The following is a 26769-nucleotide window of genomic DNA, read 5'->3' as shown; positions in this document are numbered from 1 at the left end:
CGTGTTGATCCCCTGTAGCTCAATTGGCAGAGCGTTCGGCTGTTAACCGATAGGTTCCTGGTTCGAGTCCAGGCGGGGGAGCCAAGCCAGCTGTCGTGTGAATTCTGGGCTTCGCGTGCGCGTCCAGGGCGGGAAAACCGCCCGGATCCAGCCACCAGCACACACGCGAATTCCTGGGTTCACACCCGAAGCGCTACCTGCCTCCTGCCCGCGACCGCACGGCGTCCCCTGGCGCCCGGGGCACCGTGAATTTACTGTGAGCACAACTCAATAGGAGGGTTCATGGAATTCCTCGTCACCATGACCACGCAAGTGCCGCAGGGAACGCCGGCGGACGTCGTCGACGACGTCCGGACCCGCGAGGCCGCCCGTTCCCGCGAGCTGGCCGCGCAGGGCACCCTGTTGCGCCTGTGGCGGCCGCCGCTGCAGCCCGGCGAATGGCGCACTCTCGGCCTGTTTACTGCCGACGACGAGGACCAACTCGAGGAGGTGCTCGCCTCGATGCCACTGCGCGTCTGGCGCACCGACCAGGCGACGGTGCTGACCGCCCACCCGAACGATCCGGCCGGGCGCGCGGAGCAAGGCCCGGGCGGTGCCGTGGAGTACCTGACCACGATCACCATCGGCATCCCGCGCGGCGTCGCGCCCGAGGTGGTCAGCGACGCCGTGTCGAGGGAGGCCGAGCGCGCCCGCGAGCTCGCCGACCACGGGCACCTGGAACGGCTGTGGATGCTGCTGCCCGAGCCCGGGGAGCCCCGCGCGTTGGGGCTGTGGCGCGCGCCGGACGCCGAGGGGATGGCGGCGATCCTGGAATCGCTTCCCTTGCGCCCGTGGATGGGGGTGGAAACCACGCCGCTGAGCGCGCATCCCAACGACCCGGCATCGGTCTAGTGGCGATCGCGAGCGCGGTGTAACCGGGCGATGCGGGTCGCCACCATCGGTCTAGTGGCGATCGCGAGCGCGGTGTAGCCGGGCGATGCGGGTCGCCACCATCGGTCTAGTGGCGATCGCGAGCGCGGTGTAACCGGGCGATGCGGGTCGCCACCATTGACCTAGTCGTACACCGGCCGCCACATGGTGTCGAGGACGGCCTGCCGGACGTCGGGGTGCGTCCTGCCGGCCACCCCGTCGTCGACGGCGGCGTGATAAACCGCCTCGGCGACCGCGGCGGAAATGTCGCGCAGGTTCTGCACATCGGGCAACAGCGAGTCCCCGGGGCTGGTCGGATTGGCTTGGCGCACAATGGCTCTCGCCGCCGCCTGCAGCATACCCGGGGTGACCAGCCTCGCCCGGGCGACGATGATGCCCAGCCCGATCCCGGGGAACACCAGCACGTTGTTCGCCTGGCCGATGGTGTAGGTCGTGCCGTCGTATTCGACCGGGGCGACCGGGGTGCCGGTGGTGATCAGCGCCTTGCCCTCCGACCACCGCAGCACGTCGGCCGGCATCGCCTCCATGCGAGACGTGGGGTTGGACAGCGGGAAGATCATCGGCCGCTCGCAGGATGCGGTCATCGCCTCGATGACCTCCTGGTCGAACGCGCCGAACACGGTCGACGAGCCCAACAGAACGGTGGGTGACGCCAGCTTGATCGCGTCCACCAGGCCGACCCGATCCGCGGCGCCCACCCCCAGCCGCTGGCGGTTCTTGGCGTACGGCACCTGAAAGTCGCGCAGGTCGTCCATGTCGTCGAAGAGCAGCCCCTGTTTGTCGATCGGCCAGATCTGCGCCGCCGCCTGTTCGGCACTCGCGCCGTCGGCCACCATCGCGTCACGGATCTGGTCGGCCACGCCGATGCCCGCGGTCCCGGCGCCGAAGACAATCACCTTCTGGTCGCGCAGCGGGACGCCCGTGACATGGCACCCGCCGTACACCGCCGCCACCACCACCGCGCCGGTGCCCTGGACGTCGTCGTTGAAGACGCAGTAGTGGTCGCCGTAGGTCTGCAGGATCTTGCGCGCGTTGAGCGGCCCGAAGTCCTCGAAATGCAGGATCGCGTGCGGAAACATCTGGTGCGCCGTCTCGATGTAGCGCCTGATGAACTCGTCGTACTCCGCGCCGCGGCGCCGGGCGTGGCGATTGCCGAGATAGAACGGGTCCTGCAGCAGCTGTTCGTTGTCGGTGCCGACATCGAGGGACACCGCGAGGCAACGGCGGGGATCGATGCCGCCGCCGGCGGTGTAGAGCGCCAATTTGCCCACGGCGATTTGGATTCCGCCCACGCCCCAATCGCCGATGCCCAAAATCGCTTCGGCGTCGGTACATACGATCAGGTCGACGTCCTCGGGGCCCAACCCGAAAGTTTCGAAGGCCTCGGCGATCTCGTCCGGCTCGTCGATGCTCAGGAAAAGCCCACGCTGCCCGCGATATTCGTCGGAGAAGCGTTGAATGGCCTCACCGACGGTGGGCGTGTAAACCACCGGCATCAGCTCGGTCAGGTGGTCCTCCAGCACCTTGTAGTACAGCAGCTCGTGCCGGTAGTGCAGCTGCTCGAGGAGCAGGTTGCGGCCCAGATCCGTTGCCAGACTTTGCAATTGATGCCACACACGGTCGGCTTGTTCGTCGAGTGTGAGCACCGCCGACGGCAGCCTGCCGGTGAGTCCCAGCCGTCGCCGCTGCTCGTGCGTGAAGCCCACCCCGCGATTGAGGCTCGGCGCGGCCAGGGCCGCCGGGATCCGCGGCGTGCAGGGATCGCTCATGAGGCCACCGTAGCGCCGATCGCGGTTAACGCACCTTGAAGAACATCCGAAGGCAGGCCACGCGAGTCAGATGGAGAAGTCCTCGCCGTGCCACACCCCGGCCTCGGGGGGACGGATCACGCGGCCATTCTGCTGCCCGTCGTTCTGCGCCTCGAGCTTGGCCACCCTGGTGAGCAGGGACTGCAGGCTGACGCCGACCAGGTCGGGCATCATCGAGTCGTCCGGGGTGCCCCGTCCGGCGCGGCTGATGACCTGCCCGGGGACGCCGACCACCACCGAGCCCGACGGCACCGGCTTGACCACGACGGCGTTGGCGCCGATCCGGCTGTCGTCGCCGATCTTGATCGCGCCGAGGACCTTGGCTCCGGCGCCGATGGTCACCCGGTCGCCGACGGTCGGGTGGCGTTTCCCGGTTTCCGCGCCGCTGCCGCCGAGGGTAACGCCGTGATACATGTGGACGTCCTCGCCCACCTCGGCGGTTTCCCCGATTACCACGCCGGTCGCGTGGTCGATGAACAGGCCCGCGCCGAGCAGGGCGCCCGGGTGGATGTCGACGCCGGTCAGGATGCGGGTGATTTCCGCCAGCGTCCGCGCGGCCACCCGGGCGTTGCGTTGCCACAGCCAGTGGCTGATCCGGTGGGCCCAGACCGCGTGCACGCCCGGGTAGGCGAAGATGACCTCCAGCGTCGTGGGCCTGGCGGGATCCCGTTCCCGGGCCGCCCGGATGTCCCGACGCATGGCTGCGAGCATGCTCAGTCCTTCACGTCGGCGAACAGCGGCGTGCTCAGATACCGCTCGCCGAAGTCGGGCAGGACGACGACGATGAGCTTGCCGGCATTCTCGGGCCGGCGCGCCACCTGCAGCGCCGCCACCGCGGCCGCGCCCGAGGAGATGCCCACCAGCAGGCCCTCCTCCGCGGCCAGCCGCCGCGCCAGGTTGAGCGAATCGTCGTTGCCCACGGTGATGACCTCGTCGACCAGGTCCATATCGAGGATCGGCGGGACGAACCCGGCGCCGAGGCCCTGGATCGGGTGCGGCCCCTTCTGCCCACCGGACAGCACCGGGGACGCGGCCGGTTCCACGGCGATGAACTGCGCCGACGGCTTGCGCTCCTTGATGACCTGGGCGACACCGGTGATGGTGCCGCCCGTGCCGACGCCGGACACGAAGATGTCGACCTTGCCGTCGGTGTCGCGCCAGACCTCCTCGGCCGTCGTCGCGCGGTGGATCGCCGGGTTGGCCAGGTTCTCGAACTGCTGCGGCACGAAATACCGCTGGTCCGTCTTGGCCAGCTCTTCGGTCTTGGCGATGGCGCCCGGCATACCCTCCGCGCCGGGGGTCAGGATCAGTTCGGCGCCGTACGCGCGTAACAGCATGCGCCGCTCGATGCTCATGGTGTCCGGCATGACCAGCACGCAGCGATACCCGCGCGCCGCCGCCACCATCGCCAGCGCGATGCCGGTGTTGCCGCTCGTCGGCTCGAGGATGATCGTGTCGGGCTTGATCAGGCCCGCCTGTTCGGCGGCGTCCAGCATGGCGACCCCGATCCGGTCCTTCACGCTGTTTGCCGGGTTGAAGAACTCCAGCTTGGCGACGACGTCGGCGACGGCGCCTTCGGTGACCCGGCGCAGCCGGACCAGCGGGGTGTTGCCGATCAGCTGAGTGACATCCTCGGCGATGCTCATCAAACTTCCTTAGGCGGTGTCGGTTCGGGTTGGTACGGGGCTCGTCTGCTACCCGGAGATACGAATTCGATGGCCTTTTTCTTCCTGGGCGAACGCGCGATGCCGATCTTCAACGTCAGAAGCCGTCAGGAATCAACAACAACAGCGACAACAAGAATCCACGGCGGGGCGGCGCGTTTGGGCGAGGCGCGGCGATGTGGCCTGTTGCATAGCCCCAACTATAGGACATCCGTGCATTGCGCCGGTTTGCCCGACCCCGCTCCGGACCCCTCTACCGGGGCTTTTCGCCTCGCACGCCCGCGCGAGCACGCCTTCGGCGCCTGCGGCCGCCCGCTCCGGGGCAGGCGGCTCAACACGCGCGGCGCGTCGGCGCGCGCACGTGGCTGGGGCGGTCGGGTTCGCACAGGGGCCCCGCGGCCCCGCGACGGCATCGTCGTTGTCCGCGGGGGCCATCGCGCCGCGGCGATCGCTTTGGTGTTGCGCCGGTTGGGATCTGCCGGTCACGGGAACGAAAGTGGGTTGCGGGTGTTGGCTTATTCGCCAGATTGCCTCTGCTTGATTTCAAACCTACGGCGGCAATCGAATTCTACTTAGGCTTCCCAAGTGTTTTCTACGTGCAGCCAGGCGGTGTGGCCGGATTGCGCGATGAACGCCGCTAATCCTTTGCGGCGACGCTAATCACGACGTTTTTCTTTTCACGTAAGCGGGGGCCGATTGAGGCGTATGGAGGCATGGACGATCCGGGCGATTGAAGAAACCCCATGAACGGCACGGCCGTCGCACGGCCCATGAACGCGCTGGGCCAGTTTTTCATCCTCAGCATCGAGTCGCTGGTTGCTGTGGTGCGAGGGCCGTGGGCCTGGCGTGAGCTGCTCGAGCAGATCTGGTTCGTCGCGCGGGTTTCGATCTTCCCCACGATCATGCTGTCGATTCCCTACACGGTGCTCATCGTGTTCGTCCTCAACATCCTGCTCGTCGAGATCGGCGCCGGGGACCTGTCGGGCGCCGGTGCCGCGCTGGCTTCCGTGACCCAGGTCGGGCCCGTCGTCACCGCCATGGCGGTCGCCGGCGCGGGATCGACGGCCATGTGCGCCGACCTGGGTGCCCGCACCATCCGGGAGGAGATTGACGCGATGAAGGTGATCGGCGTCAATCCGATTAAGGCGCTGGTGGTTCCGCGGATCATCGCGGCGACGTTCGTCGCGTTGTTGCTCTATTCGGTGGTCGCCGTCACCGGGCTGACGGGCAGCTACATCTTCGTCGTCTTCGTTCAACACGTCACGCCGGGCGCGTTCATCGCGGGGATGACGCTGGTCACCGGGCTGCCGCAGGTGGTGATTTCGCTCATCAAGGCGACGCTGTTCGGGTTGTCGGCGGGCCTGATCGCCTGCTACAAGGGCCTGTCGGTGGGCGGTGGCCCCACCGGGGTCGGCAATGCGGTGAACGAGACCGTGGTGTTTTCCTTCATGGCCCTGTTCTTCATCAACATCGTCGTCACCGCGCTCGGCGTCAAGGTGACCGCCAAATGACCGAAGCGGCAAGCGAACCGACGTGGTTCGCCACACTTGGACCCAGGCTGGTGTCCGCCACCCGCAGGCTGGGCGAGCAGACCGAGTTTTACGGGAAATCGTTGGCCGCGACCGCGGATGCGGTGCGGCGCTACCCGGGAGAGGTGCTGCGGCTCATCGCGGAGATGGGCATGGGCTCCGGCGCGCTGGCGGTGATCGGCGGCACCGTGGGCATCATCGGGTTCCTCACCCTGACGACCGGCGCACTGGTGGCGGTGCAGGGCTATGACACGTTGTCCAACATCGGGGTCGAGGCGCTGACAGGCTTCCTGTCGGCGTTTTTCAACGTGCGGATGATCGCGCCGTGCACGGCGGGGGTGGCGCTGGCCGCCACCATCGGCGCCGGCACCACCGCGCAGCTGGGCGCGATGCGCATCAACGAGGAGATCGACGCGCTGGAAGTCATGGGCATCCGCGCGATCACCTACCTGTCCTCGACACGGATCATCGCGGGCATCCTGGTCGTCATTCCGCTGTACGCCGTGGCCGTCCTGATGTCGTTTTTCGCCGCCAAGTTCGGCACCATCTACATCTACGGCCAGTCGCGTGGGGTCTACGAGCATTACTTCTCAACGTTTCTGCGTCCCACCGACCTGTTCTGGTCGTTCCTGGCGGCGCTGACGATGGCGGCGGGCGTGATGGTCGTACACACCTACTACGGCTTCACCGCGACGGGTGGTCCCGCCGGCGTGGGGGAGGCGGTCGGTCGTTCGGTGCGGTCGTCGATGATCGTCACCGCGTTTGTCTGCCTGATGATTTCGCTGTCCATCTACGGTCAGTCCGGCAACTTCAATTTGTCGGGGTGACGGCGTGAGCAATCACAGAGGTCACGGATCGCGCGCCGCAAACCGGGTCCGCAGCGGCAAGATCGACCCGATATGGTGGGCGCCGACGCTGTTCATCGTCGTCGGGAGCCTGATCGCGCTGACCGCCGCGTCATTCTCCGGCAAGTTCCAGGACTTCGTCCCGCTGACGCTGGTGTCCGATCGCGCGGGCCTGGTGATGGAACAGGGCGCCAAGGTCAAGCTGCGCGGGGTGCAGGTCGGTCAGGTCGCCTCCATCGGCACCGACGTGAAAGCGGCTCAGCTGCAGCTGAAGATGGACCCGGGCCCGTTCAAGTACCTGCCCAGCAACCTCGAGGCCGAGATCAAATCGACCACCGCGTTCGGATCCAAGTACGTCGACCTCATCGTGCCGGACCACCCCAGCCGGACACCGTTGCAGTCCGGCGCGGTGCTGCACTCCCGAAATGTCACCGTGGAAGTCAACACGGTGTTCGAGAATTTGCAGGCGGTGGTCGAGGCCCTCGACCCGGCGAAGCTCAACGCGATCCTGTCCGCCTTCTCGGAGTCGGTGCGCGGCAAGGGCGAACGGATCGGGCAGGCGATCACCGAGGCGAACAACCTGCTGTTGACCGTCAACCCGCGCATGGAGACCATCCACCGCGACTGGCGACTGTTCGGCAAGACAACCGCCGCCTATTCGGATGCGGCGCAGGATATTTTGTCGATCCTCGACTCGGCGACCACCACGAGCAAGACGCTCACCGACAACCAGCGGGCGCTGGACTCCTTGCTGCTGTCGGCGGCGGGCTTCAGCCAGACCGGCATCAGCGTCATCGGCAGAAACGTAGCCAACATCGTGCGGTCCCTCGACCTGCTCGATCCGACCACCGCCCTGCTGAACAAGTACTCGCCGACCTACACGTGCCTGTTCCAGGGCGCGCAATGGTACGTGGATCACGGCGGCCGGGACGCGTTGGGCGGCAACGGTTACTCGGTGATCCTCGATGCCGCGCTGCTGTTCGGCGACGATCCGTATCGGTACCCGAGACACCTTCCCAAGGTCAACGCCACGGGAGGTCCGGGCGGCAAGCCCAGCTGTGGATCGCTGCCCGACCCGAGCGCGAACTTCCCGGTCCGCGCGCTTGTCACCGACACCGGCTGGGGCGCCGCCCCCGACGAGATCCGCACCAACGTGGCGGCCGGCAATCCGTGGTGGGCCAACTGGTTCCCGACGACCAAGAACCCACCGGAGCCGCCCCACTACTGGTATCGCGGGGGGCGGCCGCCGTCATGAGAAGACGAAAGATGTCCGCCATCATCCTGCGCGTCGGGATATTCACGGCGGTCTGCCTGGTGTTCACGTTCACGCTCATCGCCGTGTTCGGGCAATTGCGCTTCGAGGATCGCACCGGCTACCAAGCGGTCTTCACGAACATCTCCGGCCTGAAGTCCGGCAACTTCGTGCGCATCGCCGGGGTGGAGGTGGGAAAGGTCGGTGACCTCACCCTGCACCGGGACGGCACGGTCACCGTCGGCTTCGCGGTCGACAAGGGCGTTCGGCTCACCGACGGCACCAAAGCCGTTGTGCGCTACGAAAATCTGATCGGCGACCGGTATCTCGCGCTCGAAGAGGGCCCCGGCGCACCACGCCTGCTGCCCCCGGGTGCGACGATTCCGCTGGCGCGGACGTCACCCGCCCTGGACGTCGACGCCCTGATCGGCGGCTTCCGGCCGCTGTTCCGCGCGCTGGATCCCGATCAGGTCAACGCCCTGTCCGGCGAGCTGCTGCGGATTTTCCAGGGCCAGGGCGGCACACTCGCGTCGGTGCTGGCGCAGACGTCCATGCTGACCTCGACGCTGGCCGGGCGCAGCGAGCTGATCGGTGAGCTGATCGCCAACCTGAACACGGTCCTGCACACCTTCGCCACGCGCGACCGCGAGTTCTCCGACGGCCTGGACAAACTGTCCCAGTTCGTGAATGGCTTGGCGCAGCGCAGGGACGACATCTCCACGGGGCTGGCGTATATCAACGCCGCCTCCGGCTCGGTGGCCGATCTGCTCGTCCAGGCCCGCCAGCCGATCAAGGACGTGGTGCGCGAGACCGACCGCATGTCCGGGCAGGTGCTGTCGGACCGCGACTACGTCGACAACCTGCTCAAGCAGTTGCCCGACATCTACCAGGTGCTGTCCCGGCAGGGCCTGAACGGCGACTACTTCGGCTTCTACTTCTGCGAGGTGTTGCTCAAGCTCAACGGCAAAGGGGGCAACCCGATCTTCGTCAAGCTGTTCGGCCAGCCCAGCGGGCGGTGCACGCCGCAATGAAGTTGCCCCAGATCAAACCGCTCGGGGGGCGGAGCCCGGTGCTGGTCGGCGTGATGGGCACCGCGATCGTCGCCTGCGTCGTCGTCGCCGCCTTCCAGTACGACAAGCTGCCGTTCGTCAAGGACACCAACGACTATTCCGCGTACTTCTCCGAGGCCGGCGGCATCAAGACGGGTAGCACCGTGCGCGTCTCGGGCATGGGAGTCGGCAGGGTCTCGCAGATCCGCCTGGAGGGCACCAAGGTCCGGGTGGCCTTCACCGTCCGCAAATCCGTCGAACTGGGCGACCGCACGGAAGCCGCGATCAAGACCGAGACCGTGTTGGGCAGCAAGATGCTCGAGCTCACCCCGCGCGGTGACGGAAAACTGAGCGGACCCATTCCGCTGGAACGCACCCACTCGCCCTATGACCTTCCCGACGCACTGGGTGACCTGACCACGACGATCAGCGGGCTCGATACGGTCCAATTGTCCTCGGCCCTAACGACCTTGGCCAACACGTTCAAGGAGACGCCGGCCGATCTCAAACCCGCGCTGCAAGGCGTCGCGCGGTTCTCCGAAACCCTCAACCACCGCGACGCCCAGCTGCGCAACCTGCTGGGCAACGCCAACAGGGTCTCGGGGGTGCTCGGCAAGCGCAGCCAGCAGATCGCCACCCTGGTGGCCGATTCCAACGCGCTGCTCGCCGCGCTGCTGGACGAACGGGACTCCCTCGATGCGCTGATGAACAACCTCACGGCGGTGTCGCATCAAATCTCGGGGCTGGTCAACGACAACCGGACCCAGCTCAAGCCCGCCCTCGACAAGCTCAACGGCGTGCTCGAGGTGCTCGACAACCGCAAGGAGGATCTGCAGAAGACCCTGCCGAAGTTCAAACGTTACGCGATGTCGTTCGGCGAATGCCTGGGCTCCGGGCCATTTTTCAAGGCCTACGTGGCTAACCTGATTCCCGGCCAGATCAGCGGTCCCACGATCGACGCGCGAATGTATGACCGGCTGCTGGACCCGAACCAGGGCCTGCCGTCGGAGTCGGTGGACCCGCCGACCGGCACCCCGCCGGTGCCGCCGGAGGACGCACCGCACCCGATCTGGTCCCAGCCGCCCTCGCCGGCTCCCGCGCCCGGCCCACCGCCCGAGCCCGCACCCGCACAGGCGGGCGGACAGTGACCCGGCGGCGCGCCCTGCAGGCGGCGGCCGGCATCAGCCTGGTCGCGACATTGGTCGTGGCTTCCTTCCTCGTCGGCACCAAGCTGTTCCGAGAGGTTCAAAGAACCACCTACACAGCATATTTCGCGGAAGCCAACGGCCTGTTCGTCGGCGACGAGGTTCGGATCCTCGGCGTGGCGGTGGGGGTGGTGGACAGGATCGAGCCGCAGCCCGCCAGCTCCAAAGTGACCTTCTCCGTGGACAAGCAGTATGCCGTCCCCGCCGATGCCCGCGCGGCGATCCTGTCCCCGTCGCTGGTGACGTCCCGGGCGATCCAGCTCGTGCCGGCGTACTCCGGCGGTCCCAAATTGAGCCCCGGCGCGTCGATCCCGCTGAGCCGCACCGCGGTTCCGGTCGAATGGGACGACTTCCGCAGGCAGCTCGAGAAGCTGACCGAGGCGCTGCAGCCCACCGCGCCCGGCGGCGTGAACTCGGTCGGCGAGTTCATCAACTCGGCCGCCGACAATGTGCGGGGCGAGGGTGACACGGCCCGCGACACCGTAATGAAGCTGTCCGAGGCGATTTCGGCGCTGGGCGATCACGCCGACGACATCTTCAGCACCGTGCGCAACCTGCAGCTGCTGGTGTCGGCGCTCTATTCCAGCAGCGACCTGCTGGCCTCGTTCAACCAGAACCTGGCCGGTGTGACGACGGTCCTGTCGAACACGCCCAACGAAGTGGCGAACGCGGTGAAGGGGCTCGATGGGGCGCTGACCGATCTGCGCGACTTTCTTTCCGAGAACCGGGAAGCCGTGGGCGTCACGTTCGACCGGCTGGGGTCCATCACCACCGTGCTCAACGACAGCCGCGCGGACATCAAGCAGATCCTGCACATCGCCCCGACCGTGTTCCAGAATTTCCTGAACATCTACCAGCCGGCGCAGAGCGCCATGACCGGCATCATGGCGTTGAACAACTTCGCCGACATCCCGCAATGGATCTGCAGCTCGATCGAGGCGGCCTCCCGGCTGCGCCTGGACCGGGTGTCCAAGCTCTGCCTGCAGTACATCAACCCGATCATCAAAAACCGCATCTACAACTACCTTCCGTTCGGCCTCAACCCGTTCGTCGGGACCCAGGCCCGGCCGAACGAAATCACCTACAGCGAGGACCGGCTACGGCCCGGCTACACGCCGCCCGACGCCACACCGCCGCCGGATGCGCCGCCGCCGGCGCCCGTCCAGGCGCCGCAGCCCGCAGAGGCGCCGCCACCGCCGAACGGAACGGTCGATTCGACGCAGGTGCTGCGCGACCTGATGCTTCCGACGGGGGCATCGTGAGGCGGGCGATAGCCGCGGCGCTCTGCGGCGCGTTGATCGCCGCCCTGCCGGGCTGCGGATGGAAGGGCCTGAATTCGTTCACCCTGCCCGGCACCGCCGGCGGCGGCCCCGGTTCCTACACGGTCCAGGCGCAGATGCCCGACGTGGTGACCATCCAGGAGAACACCCGGGTTCGGGTCGACGACGTCAACGTCGGCAACGTGACCAAGATCGAGCTGCAGGACTGGCATGCGCTGGTCACCATGCGCATCAACGGCGACGTGCGCCTGCCGGCCAATTCGACCGCCAAGCTCGGCCAGACCAGCCTGCTCGGCTCCATGCACATCGAACTCGGGGCGCCCAAGGACGAGCCGCCCGTCGGCGAACTGAAGAACGGGTCGGTGATCCCGTTGTCGCACGCGAGCATGTACCCGACCACCGAGCAGACCCTGGCCTCGGTGTCGATCCTGCTCAACGGCGGGGGCCTGGGTCAGCTGCAGGAAATCACCCAGGCGCTCGCCAAGGCCTTCGCCGGGCGCGACAACGACATGCGCAGCCTGCTGGGCCAGCTCGACCAGTTCATCGCGGGCACCAACGCCCAGACCGATGACATCATCGCGGCTTCGGAGAATCTCAATTCGTTGGCCGGACAGGTCGCCGCCAAAGATGTCGTCGTCGACAAGGCGTTGACCACGGTGCCGAAAGCCTTTGCGGTGCTTGCCGAGGAGCGCACCAAGATCGCCGACGCGATCGATCAGCTCGGCAAGTTCAGCGCGATCGCGGCCGACACCATCCATCAGAGCAAGGAGTCTCTGGTGAACAACCTGCGCAACATCGCGCCGGTGCTGCGGTCGCTCGCCGATGCCGGACCGTCGCTCACCAGGGGTCTGGACGGCTTGGTGGCGTATCCCTGGCCGGCGTCCACGGCGCGGAACTGGTTCCGGGGCGACTACGCCAACCTGACGCTGATCGTGGACCTGACGCTGAGCCGCATCGACCAGGGGCTGTTCACGGGCTCGCGGTGGGAAGGCAACCTCACCCAGCTCGAACTGCAGTGGGGACGCACGATAGGCATGCAGCCGAGCCCCGTCACGGGCGGCAACCCCCTGACCTATCCGTACCACTTCGGGGGGTACTGAATGCTGCGCCTGAACCGCCGCACGTGGATCCAGTTGTCGGTCCTGGCTCTGGTGACCCTGGTGTCTTGTGGCGCAATGGCTTTCAACTTCATGAAGCTGCCCGCGACGCTGTTCGGGATCGGCGAGTACAACGTCACGGTCGATCTGCCGCAATCGGGTGGCCTCTACCAGACTTCGGTCGTCACCTACCGCGGCACCGATGTGGGCCAGGTCAAGTCGGTCGAGGTCACCGCCACCGGGGTGCGGGCGGTGCTGGCCTTGCGATCCGCGGTCAAGGTGCCCGCCGACGTGCAGGCATCGGTGCACAGCCGCTCGGCGATCGGGGAGCAGTACATCGAACTGACCCCGCAGGCTGGCAAGGATGCCGAACACTCCAGGCAGCTGCGCGCCGGCGATGTCATCCCCGCCGGTCACGTCGACGTGCCCGTCGACATCGGACACCTGCTCGACATGACCAACCGTGCGTTGCAGGCGATTCCGCGGGACAACCTGCACACGGTGATCGACGAATCCAACCGCGCGGTCAGCGGTCTCGGGCCGGAGCTGTCCCGGATCGTCGACGGATCGACCGCGCTTGCCGTTGCCGGAGGCCGGACCGTCGATCCGCTCGCCGCCCTGATCGACCAGTCCCCGGCGGTGCTCAACTCCCAGGTGCAGACGTCGGATGCGATCGCCACGTGGGCCAATCGAACCGCCGCCATCACGGCCCAGTTCAAGGCGCAAGATGCGGCGCTGCGCGATCTGTTGACGCAGGGCACGTCCGGGGTGGAGGAAGGCCGCGCGCTGTTCGACCGGGTGGCGCCCGCGGTGCCCGTCCTGTTCGCCAACCTGGTGAGCCTCGGCGACATCGCCGTCGTCTACCGCCACGACATCGAGCAACTGCTGGTGCTGTTGCCGCAGGGCATCGCGGCCATGGCGGCGATCGTGGTGCCCAGCTCCAACACCAAGCAGGAGTACCGGGGAGCCCAGTTGGACTTCAACCTCAACATCAACCTGCCGCCGCCCTGCACGACCGGGTACCTGCCGCCGACGCAGCGCCGGTCACCGGCCAGCGTCGACGCTCCGGACCGGCCCGCCGCGGACCTGTTCTGCAGAGTGCCACAGGATTCGGAGTTCAATGTCCGTGGGGTGCGCAACATTCCGTGTGAGGCGAAGCCGTGGAAGCGTGCGCCCACGATCGAGCTGTGCGAAAGCGACGAAGAATATGCGCCGCTCAATGACGGCTACAACTGGAAGGGCGACCCCAACGCCACCTACAGCGGGCAGGGCGTTCCGATGTATCCGCCGGGACAAGACCCTCGGCTGCCGCCACCGCGGGGAACCGCGCCGGCGGCCCCGGCCCCGCCACCCCTCGCCGTCGCCACGTACGACCCGGCCACCGGTGACTACATAGGCCCCGATGGGCGCCGCTACACCGAGTCCGACCTGGCGCATCCGCGTGCCAAGGACTGGCAATCACTTCTCGTCCCGCAGCCATAAGCAGTGAAGGAGCAACATGGCCGAAGAATCCCAAGAAGCCGAGACCCCAGATGTCGACGGCGACGCGCCCCAGGAATCCGGGGGGCGGCTCGCGCGCTGGCGGCGCCGGGCCACTCCAAGGCTTTCGCGCGCGGCAACGGCGGTGGTGGTCAGCGCCGCGCTCGTGGTGGCGCTGGCCGGATTGGCCGGCTGGCTGGGTTACCGGGCCTACGAAGACCGTGAGGCGAAGACCAAGCGCGACTTATACGTTCAGGTCGCACGCCAGGGCGCGGTGAACCTCACGACGATCAACTACACCCAGGCGGACGCCGACGTGCAGCGGATCCTCGACTTGTCCACCGGGGCGTTCCGGGACGATTTCGAGCAACGGTCCAAGCCGTTCGTCGAGGTCGTCAAGGCGGCGCAATCGAAGTCGGAGGGCACCGTCACCGACGCGGGACTGGAATCTCAGCGGGGCGATTCGGCGCAGGTGCTCGTCGCGATCGCCGTCAAATCACGAACCGCGGGCGGCGAGGAGGCGCCGCGAGAGTGGCGGATGCGAATCGAGGTCCGGTCGGTCGGGAACGACGCCAAGGTGTCGAACGTGGTGTTCGTACCATGACGACACTCAGAGAGGACACGGAAACCGCCGTCGAGGCTGAGGCGGAAGCTCCGGCCGAGGCGGAAGATGTCACCGCACAACAACAATCGGAGGCCCCGGCCGCCGTGGAGAAGCGGCGCATCGCGTGGACGCGGGTGCTCGCGGTTGGCGTCTTGCCCGCGCTCGCGCTGCTGTTGGCCGTCGCGGCGGGCTACTTCAGGTGGGTCGCCGGCTCGGCCGATGACCTCGCCCGGGCCCGGTCCGAATCGGTGCGGGTCGCCGGCGAAGACACGGTGGCTTTGTTGTCCTACAAGGCGGACTCGGTGGAAAAGGACCTGGGTGCGGCGCGCGAACGGCTGACCGGTGAGTTCAAGGATGCGTACGCCGAGCTGACGCGCCGGGTCGTCGTTCCGGGAGCCAAGGAAAAGCACATCTCGTCGGTGGCCAAAGTCAATGCGGCAGCGTCGGTCTCGGCGACGGCCAATCATGCCGTGGTGGTGTTGTTCGTCGATCAGACCGTGACGATCGGCGAGGGGGCGCCCACGGATACCCAGCCCGTCGTTCGGGTCACGCTGGACAAGGTCAACGGCCGCTGGCTGGTTTCGCGTTTCGACCCGGTGTGATGCGAAGCCTTCTCGCCCGGGCGGTACCCGCCGTAGTGGTCGCCGCGGTGCTGGTCGCTCCCGTCGCGCAGGCCGACAACAAGCGGCTCAACAGCGCCGTCGTCTCCGCCGTCTACACCCTGCAGCACCAGGCGGGCTGCACGAACGATGTCATCAGAAACAATGCGCTGACGCTGGCCGCAGAATGGCACGCGGAGGACATGATCAACAACCGAAACATCAACGATGACATGGGATCCGACGGGTCGACGCCGCAGGACCGCGCCATCGCGGCGGGATTCAACGGCAAGGCCGCCGAGACGGTGGCGACCAATCCGGCCATGGCCATCAGCAGCCTGGAGCTGGTCAACCAGTGGTACTACAACCCCGACGACATGGCGATCATCCGGGACTGCGCCAATACCGCGATCGGCGTGTGGTCGGACAACAGCCTGGACCGCACCGTGGTGGTGGCCGTATATGGCCAGCCGGTTCCGAGGACTCGGTGAGGTAAACCGCCGGCGGTTACTGGTTGGCGCCGGTGAGGTGCTGCCCGTCCTCGGCCGCGGTTTCGCAGACGCAGATCTGGGCGTCGCCGTGCACCCATCGCCAGAGCTGGCTGCCCTGCTTGCGCATCACGTGTTGGACGTAGACCTTGTCGCGCTGCTCCCGCGAGAACGCCATGTCGAGGTTGACCGGCAACCCGGCCCAGTCGACCTGCCCGGCGGCCGACGCCTGGCCTTCGGGATGCCGCCGGCACCGCAGCGGGCAGACGCTTTTCATGACCCGATCGGGCCCATCACACTCCCGAGCGACGCTCACGGCCCCTCCTCGACGCAACCAGCTGAGGCAATGGTGCGGCGGGGATGTTTCGGCGGCGGGTGTGCGATGTTTCCGTCGTATTAAAGGCTCGCGGGCTGGCCTTTAGTAGACGTCGCGGTGGTAGCGCTTGTCGGCGCCCAGGGATTGGACGTAGGCCCGCGCGGCGTCCGGCTCGAGGTTGCCGTGCTCGGCCGCGATGTCGCAGAGCGCGCGGTCGACGTCCTTGGCCATCGGGTCGGCGTTACCGCAGACATACAGCTGCGCGCCGTCCTGCAGCCAGCGCCACAGCTGGGCCCCGCGGTTGCGCATCAGGTGCTGCACGTAGACCTTTTCGCGCTGGTCCCTCGAGAACGCCAGGTCCAGTTCGGTCAGCAGCCCGTCGGCGTGCATCTGCTCGATCTCGTCGCGGTAGTAGTAGTCGGTGGCGGCGTGCTGTTCGCCGAAGAACAACCAGTTGGGGCCGGTGTGCCCGAGGGCGCGCCGCTCCTGCAGGAAGCCGCGGAAGGGCGCGATCCCGGTGCCCGGCCCGATCATGATCATCGGGGTGTCCGGGTCGCTGGGCGGCCGGAAGTTGCTCGACTGCTGCAAAAAGACGGCGACGCGGTCGCCGGGGGAGCGGTCGGCAAGGTAGGTCGAGCACACCCCGCGGCGCGGGACGCCCTGGAAGTTGTAGCGCACCGGCGAGACCGTCAGGTGGACTTCGGCGGGGCAGACTTTGGGGCTCGACGAGATCGAGTACAGCCGCGGCTGAAGGCGTTTGAGGACCCTCAGCCACTCGTGGGCCGATGCGTAGACCGGCAGCTGCGCCAGCAGGTCGATGGACTGGCGCCCCCAGGCCCAATCGCTCAGGGCTGCCCGGTTTTCGGGCTTCAGCAGCTCGGCGAGCTTCGGGTCGCCGGTGCGCTCCTGCACGAACCGCACCAGGTCCCGGCTGATGTGGGCGATCTCGATCCGCTCGGTCAGCGCGGAGCGCAGCGACATCAAGCCGTGCTCGCCGACCTCGACCGGGGTTTGCCCATCCAGCCCCGTGACGGACAGCCATTCGTCGACCAGGCGGTCGCTGTTGCGCGGCCACACCCCGAGCGCGTCACCGGCCTCGTAGCTGATGGTGCCTTCGGGGACACGAAACACCAACTGTCGCACATCCTTTGCCGATTCCGGCTGGCCCAGCTTGATATTGCGGGACATGTCGGTGATCAGGGGGTGCTTCTTGGTGTACCCGGCCGCCGCGGATCCGTTGGCCGGCCGGATCGGCGCGGACGTGGTCGCCGGGGCACCGCCGTCCCGCCCCGCCGGCGCCGGGGTGCGGGCCAGCGCGCTGACGACCCCGCTCAGCCAGGTGGCCGCGGCGTCCTCGTAGTCCGGCTCGCAGTCGACCCGGTCGACGATGCGAGTCGCGCCCAGCTCGGCCAGGCGCTCATCGAGCTTGCGTCCATGGCCGCAGAAGTCGTCGTAGTTCGAATCGCCCAGCGCGAGAACGGCGTACCGGGTGTCGGTGAATCGCGGTGCGCCGTCGGAGGTCAGCGCGCGCCACAGGGCGGCGCCGTTGTCCGGCGGGTCCCCGTCGCCGGTGGTGCTGGTGATCAGCAGCAGCTCACGCGTCGTCGCGAGCTCCGCCGCGGGAAAGTCGTCCATGCCGCGCAACGCGACGGGCACGCTGGACTCGCCCAATCGCGCGGCGACGTCGGCGGCCAGCTCCTCCGCGTTCCCGGTCTGCGACGCCCACAACACCACCACCGGCGCCCGCTTGGGCGCCGAATCGGCCTGGGGCGCCGGGACGGTGGGCGCGCCGTCCTGCACGGCGGTGGGCAACTCCGGCATCGGGCCGGGCCCCTCGGTGCGGGCGAACATCCCCGCGAGAACCCCGTCCACCCAGAACCGGGTGCGGGTGTCGAACGGTGCGCCGACGGGCAGGGTGGGCACGCCGCCCGCCCGACGGCCGGCCTCGGAGCGCAGTCCGGCCAGCATGCCGGCAAGGTAGGAGCGACCCCGCTCGTCGAACGTCGGGGCGGGTTCGTCTGCGACGCCGAACAATTCGGCGAGGGCGTCGACGTGGGACACGCTGCTTTCCTGTCCGGGTTCTGGTGTGTCGGCGCTGACCTCGGGTTCGGGCGCCGACTCGGTTTCGGCGGCGGCGACCTTGGTCAGGGTGACCGCGCAGGCCTTGAATTCGGGTTGGTGCGACACGGGGTCCACCGCATCGTTGGTGACGGCGTTGATCGCGAGGTATTCGCCGAAGGCGTCGTTCCAGTGGAAGGGGGCGAAGCAGTTGCCGGGCCGCACCCGGTCGGTGACCACCGCGGGCAGCACGGCGCGCCCGCGGCGCGACGCCACTTCGACCCGGTCGTTTTCCGAGATCTGCAGTCGGGCGGCGTCGTCGGGGTGGATCTCGACGAACGGTCCCGGGTTGAGCTTGTTGAGTTTGGCAACCTTGCCGGTCTTGGTCATGGTGTGCCATTGGTGCGGCAGGCGCCCGGTGTTCAGCAGGAGGGGGTAGTCGTCGTCGGGCATTTCTTCGGGCAGCAGGTGCGGGCGGGCGAAAAACACTGCGCGCCCGGACGGCGTCGGGAAGGCCAACGGGGGCGCGCTGCCGTCCTCGCGGACCGATCGGGTCTGGCTGATCCCGTCGTTGAGGTAGCGGATCGGGTTGCGGTCGGCGCCGTCCGGCGGGCATGGCCACTGCAGCGGTGTCCGCCGCAACCGGTCGTAGCTGGCGCCGCGCAGGTCGTAGCCCGTCGCGGGGTTCCAGAACTGCTTGATCTCCTCGAAGACCTCCTCGGCCGAGGCGTAGCTGAACGAGTCCGAAAAGCCCATCTCGCAAGCGATCCGGGCGATGATCTGCCAGTCCGGCAGGGCCTGACCCGCCGCCTGTAGGGCCGGCTGGAACAGGGTCAGGTTGCGCTCGGAGTTGACCATCACGCCCTCGGACTCCGTCCACAGCGTGGCGGGCAGCACGATGTCGGCGTACTCGTTGGTCTCGGTGTCCAGGAACGCATCCTGGGTGATCACCAGCTCGGCGCGCTCCAGGCCGGCCAGCACCGTCCTGCGGTTGGCAACGCTGGCAACGGGATTGGTGCAGATGACCCAGCACGCCTTGATGTGGCCGTCGGCCATGCGGGAGAACATGTCGATGGTGCCGGTACCGACGTCGGTGCGCAGCGAGCCGCTGGGAATGCCCCAGACGTCCTCGACGAACTCCCGGTCGGCGGCCGACAGCACCGAGCGCTGCCCCGGCAGACCCGGTCCCATGTAACCCATTTCGCGGCCACCCATGGCGTTGGGCTGCCCGGTGAGCGAGAAGGGGCCGCTGCCGGGTTTGCAGATCGTGCCGGTGGCCAGGTGCAGGTTGCAGATCGCGTTGGTGTTCCAGGTGCCGTGGGTGCTCTGGTTGAGGCCCATCGTCCAGCAGCTCAGGAAGTTTTCGGCCTCGCCGATCCAGCGCGCGGCGGTCCGGATGTCTTCGGTTGGGATGCCGGTGATTTCGCTGACGGTGCCGGGGGTGTACTGCTCGAGGAAGCTCGGCATCACCTCCCAGCCCTCGGTGAACTCGGCGATGAAGTCCGCATCCGTTTGCCCGTTCTCGACGATCAGATGCAGCAGCCCGTTCAGCAGTGCGAGGTCGGATCCAGGCGCGATCTGAAGGAACAGGTCCGCCTTTTCGGCGGTCGCGGTGCGACGCGGGTCCACCACGATCAGCTTCGCGCCGGCCTTGACACGGTCCATCATGCGCAGGAACAGGATCGGGTGGCAGTCGGCCATGTTGGAGCCGATGACCAAGAAGACGTCCGCGCGGTCGAAGTCTTGGTAGGAGCCGGGCGGCCCGTCCGCCCCGAGGGACAGCTTGTAGCCGGAACCCGCGCTGGCCATGCACAGCCGCGAATTCGACTCGATCTGGTTGGTGCGGATGAATCCCTTGGTCAGCTTGTTCGCCAAGTATTGCGCCTCGAGGGACATCTGGCCCGACACGTACATCGCGAAGGCGTCCGGGCCGTGCCGGTCGATGATCGCCCGCAGCCAGTTGGCGCTGCGCGTGATCGCGTCGTCGATGTCGAGCGGTTCTAGGGTCTCCCCGCGCTCGGCTCGCGCGTGCGCGGTATCCAGCCGCCCCGGCGCGGCCAGCAGGTCCGACGTGGTCGCGCCCTTGGTGCACAACCGGCCGAAGTTGGCCGGGTGGCTCGTGTCTCCAACGGATTTCGCAACGTGACGACGGCCGCTGTCCGGGTCGGTTGTGACGTGTAACACCATGCCGCAGCCCACACCGCAGTAGGCGCACATGCTGTTCACGGCGTCGGTGCGGGCGCCGCGAGGCTCGGTAGCCACGCTTACTTCCCTCCTCGAGCGCGCAAGGGCCTATTGCGCTAAATGGTGCGGTAAAGATGTTTCGGCATCGGGCGCCCGATGTTTCCGCCGCTTTACGGCTTCCTCTCACCGGATCCGAGGCGCTGTGTGAAGTGTGGGGAGACCCCGGTGCCGACCGGGTAATCGCAGGTCAACGCCGATCTGCGACGCCGCCCAGATTACCGACGGGCCAGCCGAATTGCGCCCCGGAATAGGGGTTCGGATGAAACAGATGGGACATTCACAGTTTTCGTTAAGCTCACAATGTGCGTCGCCAGATTGTGATTCTGCTGCTTTTGTTGGCCACCGCTTGCGGCGGAAAACCCTCGGCACCGCCGGCGTCGCGCGCCGACACGTGCAAGGACTCCGACGGGCCGTCGGCCGACACGGTGCGCAAGGCCATCGCGTCGGTCCCGGTCGAGGTTCCGGGCTCGAGCTGGGTCGAAATCGCAAGGGGGCATACCAGCAAGTGCCGCCTCTACTGGGTGCAGATCATCCCCACCATCGCCAGCGAGTCGACGCCGCAGCAGCTGTTGTTCTTCGACCACAACACCCCGCTGGGGCCGCCCACGCCGAACCCGAAGCCCTACATCACCGTGCTGGCGCCGAGCGATGACACCGTCACGGTCCAATACCAATGGCAGGTCGGCAAGGATCAGCCCTGCTGTCCCACGGGGATCGGGACGGTGAAGTTCCGCGTCGGACCGGACGGCAAGCTGCAGGCGCTGGGCGCGATCCCGCACCAGTAGCGTTGCCGCGCAACGGCTTCCGGGGGTTCAGGTCGAAAGGTTCTCCGGGTGCAGCATCTCGGCGTAGCGCAGCGGCTCCGGGATGCCGAACCCGTCGACCAGCGTCTCGGCGTACGGGCGCAGCTTGCGGCAGCGATCGTTGATGCCGCGGGTGACCGCCTTGGCCCGCCCCGTCGACAAGTAGCCGTGCTCGATGTACCAGGCCTTGTCCTCCTCGATCACCGACAGCGCATACAAGTCGCAGACCATGTCGAGCAGCTCGCGGGCCTTTTCGTCCTGGCACGAGTCGATCCCGGCGACGAACGCCTCCAACACGATTCGGTCGATGTGCGCGTTCGCCGCGTGCAGCACGTGGTCCTGCACGGCATTGAACGCGTCGAATTCGGACATCTCCTTGGACTTGCCCTGTAACCGGCGGGCGACCGAGGACAGCAGGTAGTCCTCGCGCTCCTCGAACATGTTCACCTGGGTGCCGCGGTTGAAGAGGCTGCCCTCCTCCTCGCTGTCCTGGCGGGCGTCGACGAGCGTCTGCATGATGGCTTCGGCCGCAGTGCGTTTGCGGACCCGCTCGCCGACGGTGTTGGCGGCGAAGCGCACCCATTCGACGGGGCTCATGCTGCGGATGTCGTCGGCGTAGGCCGTCAGCAGCTCCTTGGCCACCAATTGGGTCAGCACGTGGTTGTCGCCCTCGAACGTGGTGAAGACGTCGGTGTCGCCGCGCAGCCCGATCAGCCGGTTCTCGGCCATGTAGCCCGCTCCGCCGCAGGCCTCGCGCGCCTCCTGGATGGCGCGCGACGCATGCCAGGTGTTGGCCGCCTTCAGCCCGGCGGCGCGCGCCTCGAGCTCACGCTGCTCGTCGGCGTCGGGCGCGTCCGCGGTCTGGATGTCGTGGCATCGGCCGACCAGCTCGTTCTGGGCGAACTGCAGGGCATACGACCTGGCGATCAGCGGGAACAGGCGGCGCTGATGGACCAGGTAATCCATGATCAGCACCTCGTTCTCGTCGCCGGGGGCGCAGAACTGCCTGCGCTGCAACGCATATCGGGTGGCGATGTCGAGCGCGACCCGACCGGCGGCGCCCGCGCTGCCGCCGACGGTGATGCGGCCGCGGACCAGCGTGCCCAGCATGGTGAAGAAGCGGCGGTTGGGGTTGTCGATCGGCGAGCTGTAGGTGCCGTCCGCGGCGACGTCGCCGTACTTGTTCAGCAGGTTCACTCGCGGGACGCGGACGTGGTCGAACACGATCCTGCCGTTGTCGACGCCGGGCAGGCCGCCCTTGTATTCGCAGTCGGACGTCGTCACCCCGGGCATGTCGTTGCCGTCGGCGTCGCGGATGGGAACCAACAGGCAGTGCACGCCGTGGTTGACCGGTTTGCCGTCCTCGGTGGTGATCAGCTGCGCGAAAACCGCTGCCATGGTGGCGGTTTGGGCGGCGCCGCCGATGTAGTCCTTGCGGGCGGTCGGGGTGGGGGAGTCGATGATGAACTCTTCGGTCTCGGGGTCGTAGGTCGCGGTCGTCTCCAGCGACTGGACGTCGCTGCCGTGCCCGGTCTCGGTCATCGCGAAGCAGCCGCGCAACTCGAGGCTGATGATCTTCTTCACGTAGGCCTCGTGGTGGCGCTCGGTGCCCAGGTTCTCGACGGCACCGCCGAACAGGCCCCACTGCACACCGGCCTTCACCATCAGCGACAGGTCCGACATCGCCAGCATCTCGATCATCGTGATCGCCGCGCCCACGTCGCCGGTCCCGCCGTGCTCCTTGCGGAAGTTGTCGGCGGCGGCCCCGAACGCGGCCATGATCCGCATCTGCTCGGCCACCTTGGTGCGGGCGATCACCGTGTTGGGGGTGTAATGGGGCCGGAACAGGTCCTCGGTCATCGTGTCCCGCATCCGGTTCTTCACATCGCGCCACCGCCCGTCGAGGGCGTTGCGCAGGTGGTCGGCAGTGCTTTTCGTGTCTGGCGCCATAAAGGCACGGTAACCCGCTGATGGGGCCCCGCAAACAAGCTCGGCACGGCGATGTCGGTGCCATGATCAAGCCATGCCGCGATACCTGGCCGCCCTGACCGTCGTGCTGCTGATCGGCGCCGTCGCCGGGCGGGTCATGCTGCTGCGCCGGGCCGGCACCCAAGCCATGCATTTCGGGAAGCTGGACAAGACGGACTACCTGATCCCGCCGGTGGCGCTGTTCTACTTCTATACGGTGTTCGGCGCGGCCTTCGGTTGGCCCTTGGCCAGCCATCAGCTGTTTTTCCACTCCGCGATCCTGGCGTGGCTGGGCGCGGCGTTGTGCCTGGCCGGGGTCGGGATCCTGGTGGCGAGCCTGGTGTCGTTCGGCGCGAGCTTCCGGGTCGGCATCGACGTCGACGAGCCCGGCCGGCTGGTGACGACGGGCATATTCGCGATGAGCCGCAACCCGATCTACGTCGGCTTTTTCGTGTTCCTCGTCGGCCAGCTGTTGGTGTTTCCCAATTGGGTCCCGCTGATCTACGTGGTCGCCGGGACCGCGCTGTTCCACCGGCAGGTGTTGCGCGAGGAGGAATTCATGCGGCAGCACTACGGCCACGTCTACGCCGACTACTGCCGCCACGTCAGGCGCTATGTCTAGGACTGCGCCGGTCCGCGGGCTCGCGGTCGGCCTCTGCCTGGCCTTGTCCGGGTGCGCCCCGGCGCCGGCGAGCCCGCCGACGCTGACCTACCTCGGCCAGTCGCAGGTCGCCTTCGGCGCCACATTCGACGGCACCGTCATCGGCGGCCTGTCCGGGATCAGTTACGACGCCGGCCGCCAGCAGTACTACGTGATCAGCGACGACCGCTCCGAGAAGAACCCGGCCCGTTTCTACACCGTGCGGCTGTCCTTGTCCGGCAACGGGATTGACGACGTCACGTTCACCGCCACCCGCCCGCTGCTCGACGAGGCCGGTCGGCCGTTTGCGCCCCTGGCCGCGAACGCCACGCCGCCGGTGGTTCCCCCGGACCCGGAGGGCATCGCCTTCGACCCCGGGCGGCAGCGGCTGTACTGGTGCTCCGAGGGGGAGCGGCTCACCGACGGCCCGGTTCTGCTGGACCCGTGGGTGCGGACCGCCGCGCTGGACGGCGCCTACCTCGGTCAGTTCGCCCTGCCGCCCAACCTGGCCATGTCCGCGCAGCGCACCGGGCCGCGCCGCAACAAGGCGCTGGAGGGGGTGACGCTCACGCCCGACGGCCAATCGCTGTTCGCCGCAATGGAAGACCCGGGCTACAACGACGGGCCGAAAAGCGACGACGGCCGACCCGTGTTGACGCGGGTCACCAAGTTCGACGTCGCCACCGGGGCGCCGACGGCCCAGTACGCCTACCCGATGGAACCGCCCCCGCCGCCCGCCGACCTCAACGGCGTCTCGGACCTCGTCGCGCTGTCCGACACCACGTTCCTGGTGCTGGAACGGTCGTCTGCGGTGCCCCCGACCATCCGCATCTACCGCGCCGACATCGGTGCCGCGACGGACGTGCTGCCGCTGCCGTCGATGCAGGGCGCGGCGCTGACCCCGATGACCAAGACGCTGGCGGTCGATCTGTCCGCGACGCCGGGGTTGTCGCCCCTGGACAACGTCGAGGGGATCACGCTCGGGCCCAAGCTGCCCGACGGTCGCCAATCGGTGGTGCTGGTCAGCGACAACAACTTTTCACCCAGCCAGGTCACCCAGTTCCTGCTGTTCGCGATGTAGCGGCGCCCGCTTGGGCGCCCGCAGCCGGTACAGGGCGAAACCGGCCGCGCCCGCGCCGAAGGCCACCAGCATGACCATGTCGAACACCCACCAGCCCGAATAGTGGGTCCACATCTGGGCGTTGGCCGCCAGCGCGTCGACCCTGCGCAGGTCGACCGTCGCCGCCGATGCCGCGAAGCCCCACTGGGCCGGGACGAACCAGGAAATCTGCTGGAAGCCCCACTTGCCTACCAGCTGCACCAGGCTCCCGTTGAACAGCAGCGAGACCAGGATGACCGGCACGAGCAGCGGCAGCACCTCGCGCATCCGGTTGCCCATCGCCGACAGCGCCAGGGCCACGACCGCCGACACCACGGCGGTGACGGCGACGCCCACGTAGAGCTCGGCCGTGGCGTTGCCCAGCAGGACGGCGCCGTGCACCGGGCCGCCCTTCACGACGATCACGATCGCGAAGAAGACGCCCGTCAGGACGAGCGCGGCCAGGCCGAAGACGACGAGCTTGGCGGCCAGGTAGGCCGGCGCCGACAGCCCGACGGCCTGCTCCCGCCGGAAGACGCGGCGCTCCTCGACCACGGTGCGGATGGTCAGCGCGCTGCCCACGATCACCGCGGCGATGTTGAGCGCGGCCAGGAGTTCGATGGCTTCGTGCGCGTTGGGGCTGGTCGGGGCGGGACGTTCCAACCCGGAGTCGCCGGGGATCAGCAGCGTCAGCGCCGCCAACACGAACGGCAGCACCACCAAGAACAAAAAGTAGACGTGGTCGGCGAAGAGCAGCCGCAGCTGGCGACGGGCCAGCAGCCGGATCTGCCGCTTCGCGGGAAGCTCGGCGGGGAGCGGCCAGGGCGCCGCCACCTCGGGCGGCGTGGGCAAGGGCGGCGCCGGTTGGCGGGCCCGGAACGCCCGGTCCGCGCCGTCGGGATCGGCCACCACCTGTTCGAGGACCCTGGTCCAGTCGGCGGTGCCCATGGCGGACTCGACCTGCAGGGGAGGCCCGACGAAGGCCATCGCGCCGCGGCCGGTGAGCACCAGCACCTGATCGCACATGCTGAGGCCGCCCAGCGCCGCCGGCGCCGAGATCGCCACCACCACGACACAGCCGATGTCGGCCTGGCGGCGCAGCATCGCCAGCACGTGGTCTTGCTGACCGGCATCCAGTCCCGCGCCGGGCTCGTCGACCACCAGCAGCGTCGGTCGGGTGATCAGTTCGACCGCAAGGGCCACACACCGGCGCACCTCGGGCGCCAGCTTGCTGATCCGGGTCGCCCGGTGGGGCGTCAGCTCGAGCTCTTCGAGCACCTGGTCCACCACCCGATTGCGGTTGTCGGGCGTGGTGTCCGGCGGCAGGCGCAGTTCGGCCGCGTATCGCACGGCCTGTTCGACGCTGAGCCGCGAGTGCAGGCGCTCCTCGCGCTGCACGATGCCGATCCGGGTGCGCATCGACTCGGGCTCGGCGTGCACGTCGTGGCCGTCCACCGTGACCTGGCCGGACCCGAGTTCCCGGGTGCCGGCGAGCAGCTCGAGCACCGCCGTATTCCGCGCCGCCGACGGCCCCACGACGGCGGTCAACGTGCCCAGACTCGCCGTGAACGAAATGTCGCTGAGCACCCGGCGCCCGTCGACCGCGAGTCCCAGTTGGTGCGCGACGACCCCGCTGGTGCGGGCGCCGGCCTGCAGCGGCAACCGATACGTCGAATTGGGCTCTTGGGTGCGGAACGAGGTGCCGGGGGTCCGCAGCTTTCGGGTGTTCATCTGCTCGATCAGGCCCACGCCCTCGTCGTGCGGGACGGGCGGCGGCGGGGGTGGCGCAGGCGGGGGTGGCACGGGCGGCTG

The 26769-nt window shown here is 67.9% G+C and carries 22 protein-coding genes and 1 tRNA gene; 16 read left to right on the top strand and 7 right to left on the bottom strand.

The features are described from left to right. Nucleotides 1-8: 8 nt before the first annotated feature. A tRNA-Asn gene (locus AWB89_RS25420) sits at nucleotides 9-84 on the top strand. A 198-nt stretch (nucleotides 85-282) separates the two neighbouring features. Next, a complete protein-coding gene (locus AWB89_RS25415; protein WP_085177441.1) occupies nucleotides 283-891 on the top strand; it encodes a muconolactone Delta-isomerase family protein in 609 nt (202 codons plus the stop codon). Between the two features lie 161 nt (nucleotides 892-1052). On the opposite strand, the gene AWB89_RS25410 is transcribed toward AWB89_RS25415, so the two are convergent. The 3 genes from AWB89_RS25410 to cysK all read right to left on the bottom strand — a co-directional run bounded on the left by AWB89_RS25410 (nucleotide 1053) and on the right by cysK (nucleotide 4384). Then, nucleotides 1053-2699, bottom strand: coding sequence for an NAD-dependent malic enzyme (locus AWB89_RS25410; RefSeq protein ID WP_085177439.1), 1647 nt, complete (start codon nucleotides 2697-2699; stop codon nucleotides 1053-1055). Nucleotides 2700-2765: 66 nt separating this feature from the next. Further along, nucleotides 2766-3449 (bottom strand): serine O-acetyltransferase, encoded by a 684-nt coding sequence (gene cysE / locus AWB89_RS25405; protein ID WP_085177437.1) that lies wholly within the window; start codon nucleotides 3447-3449, stop codon nucleotides 2766-2768. A gap of 2 nt (nucleotides 3450-3451) precedes the next feature. Then, nucleotides 3452-4384 (bottom strand): cysteine synthase A, encoded by a 933-nt coding sequence (cysK, locus tag AWB89_RS25400; RefSeq protein WP_085104133.1) that lies wholly within the window; start codon nucleotides 4382-4384, stop codon nucleotides 3452-3454. A 761-nt stretch (nucleotides 4385-5145) separates the two neighbouring features. Here cysK and AWB89_RS25395 point away from each other — a divergent pair. From AWB89_RS25395 to AWB89_RS25345, 11 genes are read left to right on the top strand one after another with little or no spacing between them, the layout of a single operon-like run. Further along, nucleotides 5146-5913, top strand: coding sequence for an MlaE family ABC transporter permease (locus AWB89_RS25395; protein ID WP_085104131.1), 768 nt, complete (start codon nucleotides 5146-5148; stop codon nucleotides 5911-5913). Then, on the top strand, nucleotides 5910-6758 hold the full coding sequence (locus AWB89_RS25390) for an ABC transporter permease (RefSeq protein WP_085104129.1): 849 nt from the start codon (nucleotides 5910-5912) through the stop codon (nucleotides 6756-6758). Before AWB89_RS25395 ends, AWB89_RS25390 begins: the two co-directional genes overlap by 4 nt. Before the next feature lie 4 nt (nucleotides 6759-6762). Continuing rightward, on the top strand, nucleotides 6763-8031 hold the full coding sequence (locus AWB89_RS25385) for an MCE family protein (RefSeq protein WP_085177435.1): 1269 nt from the start codon (nucleotides 6763-6765) through the stop codon (nucleotides 8029-8031). Continuing rightward, nucleotides 8028-9059, top strand: coding sequence for an MCE family protein (locus AWB89_RS25380; protein ID WP_085177433.1), 1032 nt, complete (start codon nucleotides 8028-8030; stop codon nucleotides 9057-9059). The genes AWB89_RS25385 and AWB89_RS25380 overlap by 4 nt, the downstream gene beginning before the upstream one ends. Beyond that, the gene (locus AWB89_RS25375; RefSeq protein WP_142282639.1) at nucleotides 9056-10225 is read left to right on the top strand and encodes an MCE family protein; all 1170 of its coding nucleotides are present in this window, start codon (nucleotides 9056-9058) and stop codon (nucleotides 10223-10225) included. The genes AWB89_RS25380 and AWB89_RS25375 overlap by 4 nt, the downstream gene beginning before the upstream one ends. After that, a complete protein-coding gene (locus tag AWB89_RS25370) occupies nucleotides 10222-11544 on the top strand; it encodes an MCE family protein (protein ID WP_142282638.1) in 1323 nt (440 codons plus the stop codon). Before AWB89_RS25375 ends, AWB89_RS25370 begins: the two co-directional genes overlap by 4 nt. Continuing rightward, nucleotides 11541-12662, top strand: a complete 1122-nt coding sequence (locus AWB89_RS25365) for an MCE family protein (RefSeq protein ID WP_085177428.1) — start codon at nucleotides 11541-11543, stop codon at nucleotides 12660-12662. Before AWB89_RS25370 ends, AWB89_RS25365 begins: the two co-directional genes overlap by 4 nt. Then, complete coding sequence (locus AWB89_RS25360) at nucleotides 12663-14141, top strand: MCE family protein (protein ID WP_085177426.1); 1479 nt, start codon at nucleotides 12663-12665, stop codon at nucleotides 14139-14141. A gap of 16 nt (nucleotides 14142-14157) precedes the next feature. Then, nucleotides 14158-14742 (top strand): Mce protein, encoded by a 585-nt coding sequence (locus AWB89_RS25355; protein ID WP_085104117.1) that lies wholly within the window; start codon nucleotides 14158-14160, stop codon nucleotides 14740-14742. Continuing rightward, nucleotides 14739-15344, top strand: a complete 606-nt coding sequence (locus AWB89_RS25350; protein ID WP_085177424.1) for a hypothetical protein — start codon at nucleotides 14739-14741, stop codon at nucleotides 15342-15344. The genes AWB89_RS25355 and AWB89_RS25350 overlap by 4 nt, the downstream gene beginning before the upstream one ends. Beyond that, nucleotides 15344-15832, top strand: coding sequence for a CAP domain-containing protein (locus AWB89_RS25345; protein WP_085177423.1), 489 nt, complete (start codon nucleotides 15344-15346; stop codon nucleotides 15830-15832). Before AWB89_RS25350 ends, AWB89_RS25345 begins: the two co-directional genes overlap by 1 nt. A gap of 16 nt (nucleotides 15833-15848) precedes the next feature. On the opposite strand, the gene AWB89_RS25340 is transcribed toward AWB89_RS25345, so the two are convergent. Continuing rightward, on the bottom strand, nucleotides 15849-16106 hold the full coding sequence (locus AWB89_RS25340) for a hypothetical protein (protein ID WP_085104111.1): 258 nt from the start codon (nucleotides 16104-16106) through the stop codon (nucleotides 15849-15851). Nucleotides 16107-16247: 141 nt separating this feature from the next. Beyond that, entirely contained in the window at nucleotides 16248-20420 is a 4173-nt protein-coding gene (locus AWB89_RS25335; protein ID WP_085177453.1) for a bifunctional nitrate reductase/sulfite reductase flavoprotein subunit alpha, read from the bottom strand. Nucleotides 20421-20770: 350 nt separating this feature from the next. On the opposite strand from AWB89_RS25335, the gene AWB89_RS25330 reads away from it, so the two are divergent. After that, complete coding sequence (locus tag AWB89_RS25330) at nucleotides 20771-21232, top strand: LppP/LprE family lipoprotein (RefSeq protein WP_372515125.1); 462 nt, start codon at nucleotides 20771-20773, stop codon at nucleotides 21230-21232. 27 nt (nucleotides 21233-21259) lie between these two features. Here AWB89_RS25330 and AWB89_RS25325 read toward each other — a convergent pair whose 3' ends face one another. Beyond that, nucleotides 21260-23200, bottom strand: coding sequence for an acyl-CoA dehydrogenase family protein (locus AWB89_RS25325; RefSeq protein WP_085104107.1), 1941 nt, complete (start codon nucleotides 23198-23200; stop codon nucleotides 21260-21262). A gap of 73 nt (nucleotides 23201-23273) precedes the next feature. On the opposite strand from AWB89_RS25325, the gene AWB89_RS25320 reads away from it, so the two are divergent. Then, on the top strand, nucleotides 23274-23840 hold the full coding sequence (locus AWB89_RS25320; RefSeq protein ID WP_085177419.1) for a methyltransferase family protein: 567 nt from the start codon (nucleotides 23274-23276) through the stop codon (nucleotides 23838-23840). Next, nucleotides 23833-24939 carry an esterase-like activity of phytase family protein gene (locus tag AWB89_RS25315; RefSeq protein ID WP_085177418.1) on the top strand — a complete coding sequence of 369 codons (1107 nt, stop codon included), beginning with the start codon at nucleotides 23833-23835 and terminating at the stop codon, nucleotides 24937-24939. Before AWB89_RS25320 ends, AWB89_RS25315 begins: the two co-directional genes overlap by 8 nt. On the opposite strand, the gene AWB89_RS25310 is transcribed toward AWB89_RS25315, so the two are convergent. Continuing rightward, nucleotides 24898-26769, bottom strand: a 1872-nt coding sequence (locus AWB89_RS25310) for an ABC transporter ATP-binding protein (protein WP_241520603.1), incomplete at its 5' end; no start/stop codon positions are given. The two genes, AWB89_RS25315 and AWB89_RS25310, sit on opposite strands and share 42 nt — an antisense overlap.

This window comes from Mycobacterium paraense, from assembly GCF_002101815.1.
GTDB lineage: Bacteria > Actinomycetota > Actinomycetes > Mycobacteriales > Mycobacteriaceae > Mycobacterium > Mycobacterium paraense.
The sequence above is the reverse complement of the archived record's forward strand: the minus strand, read 5'-3'. Positions and strand labels throughout refer to the sequence as shown.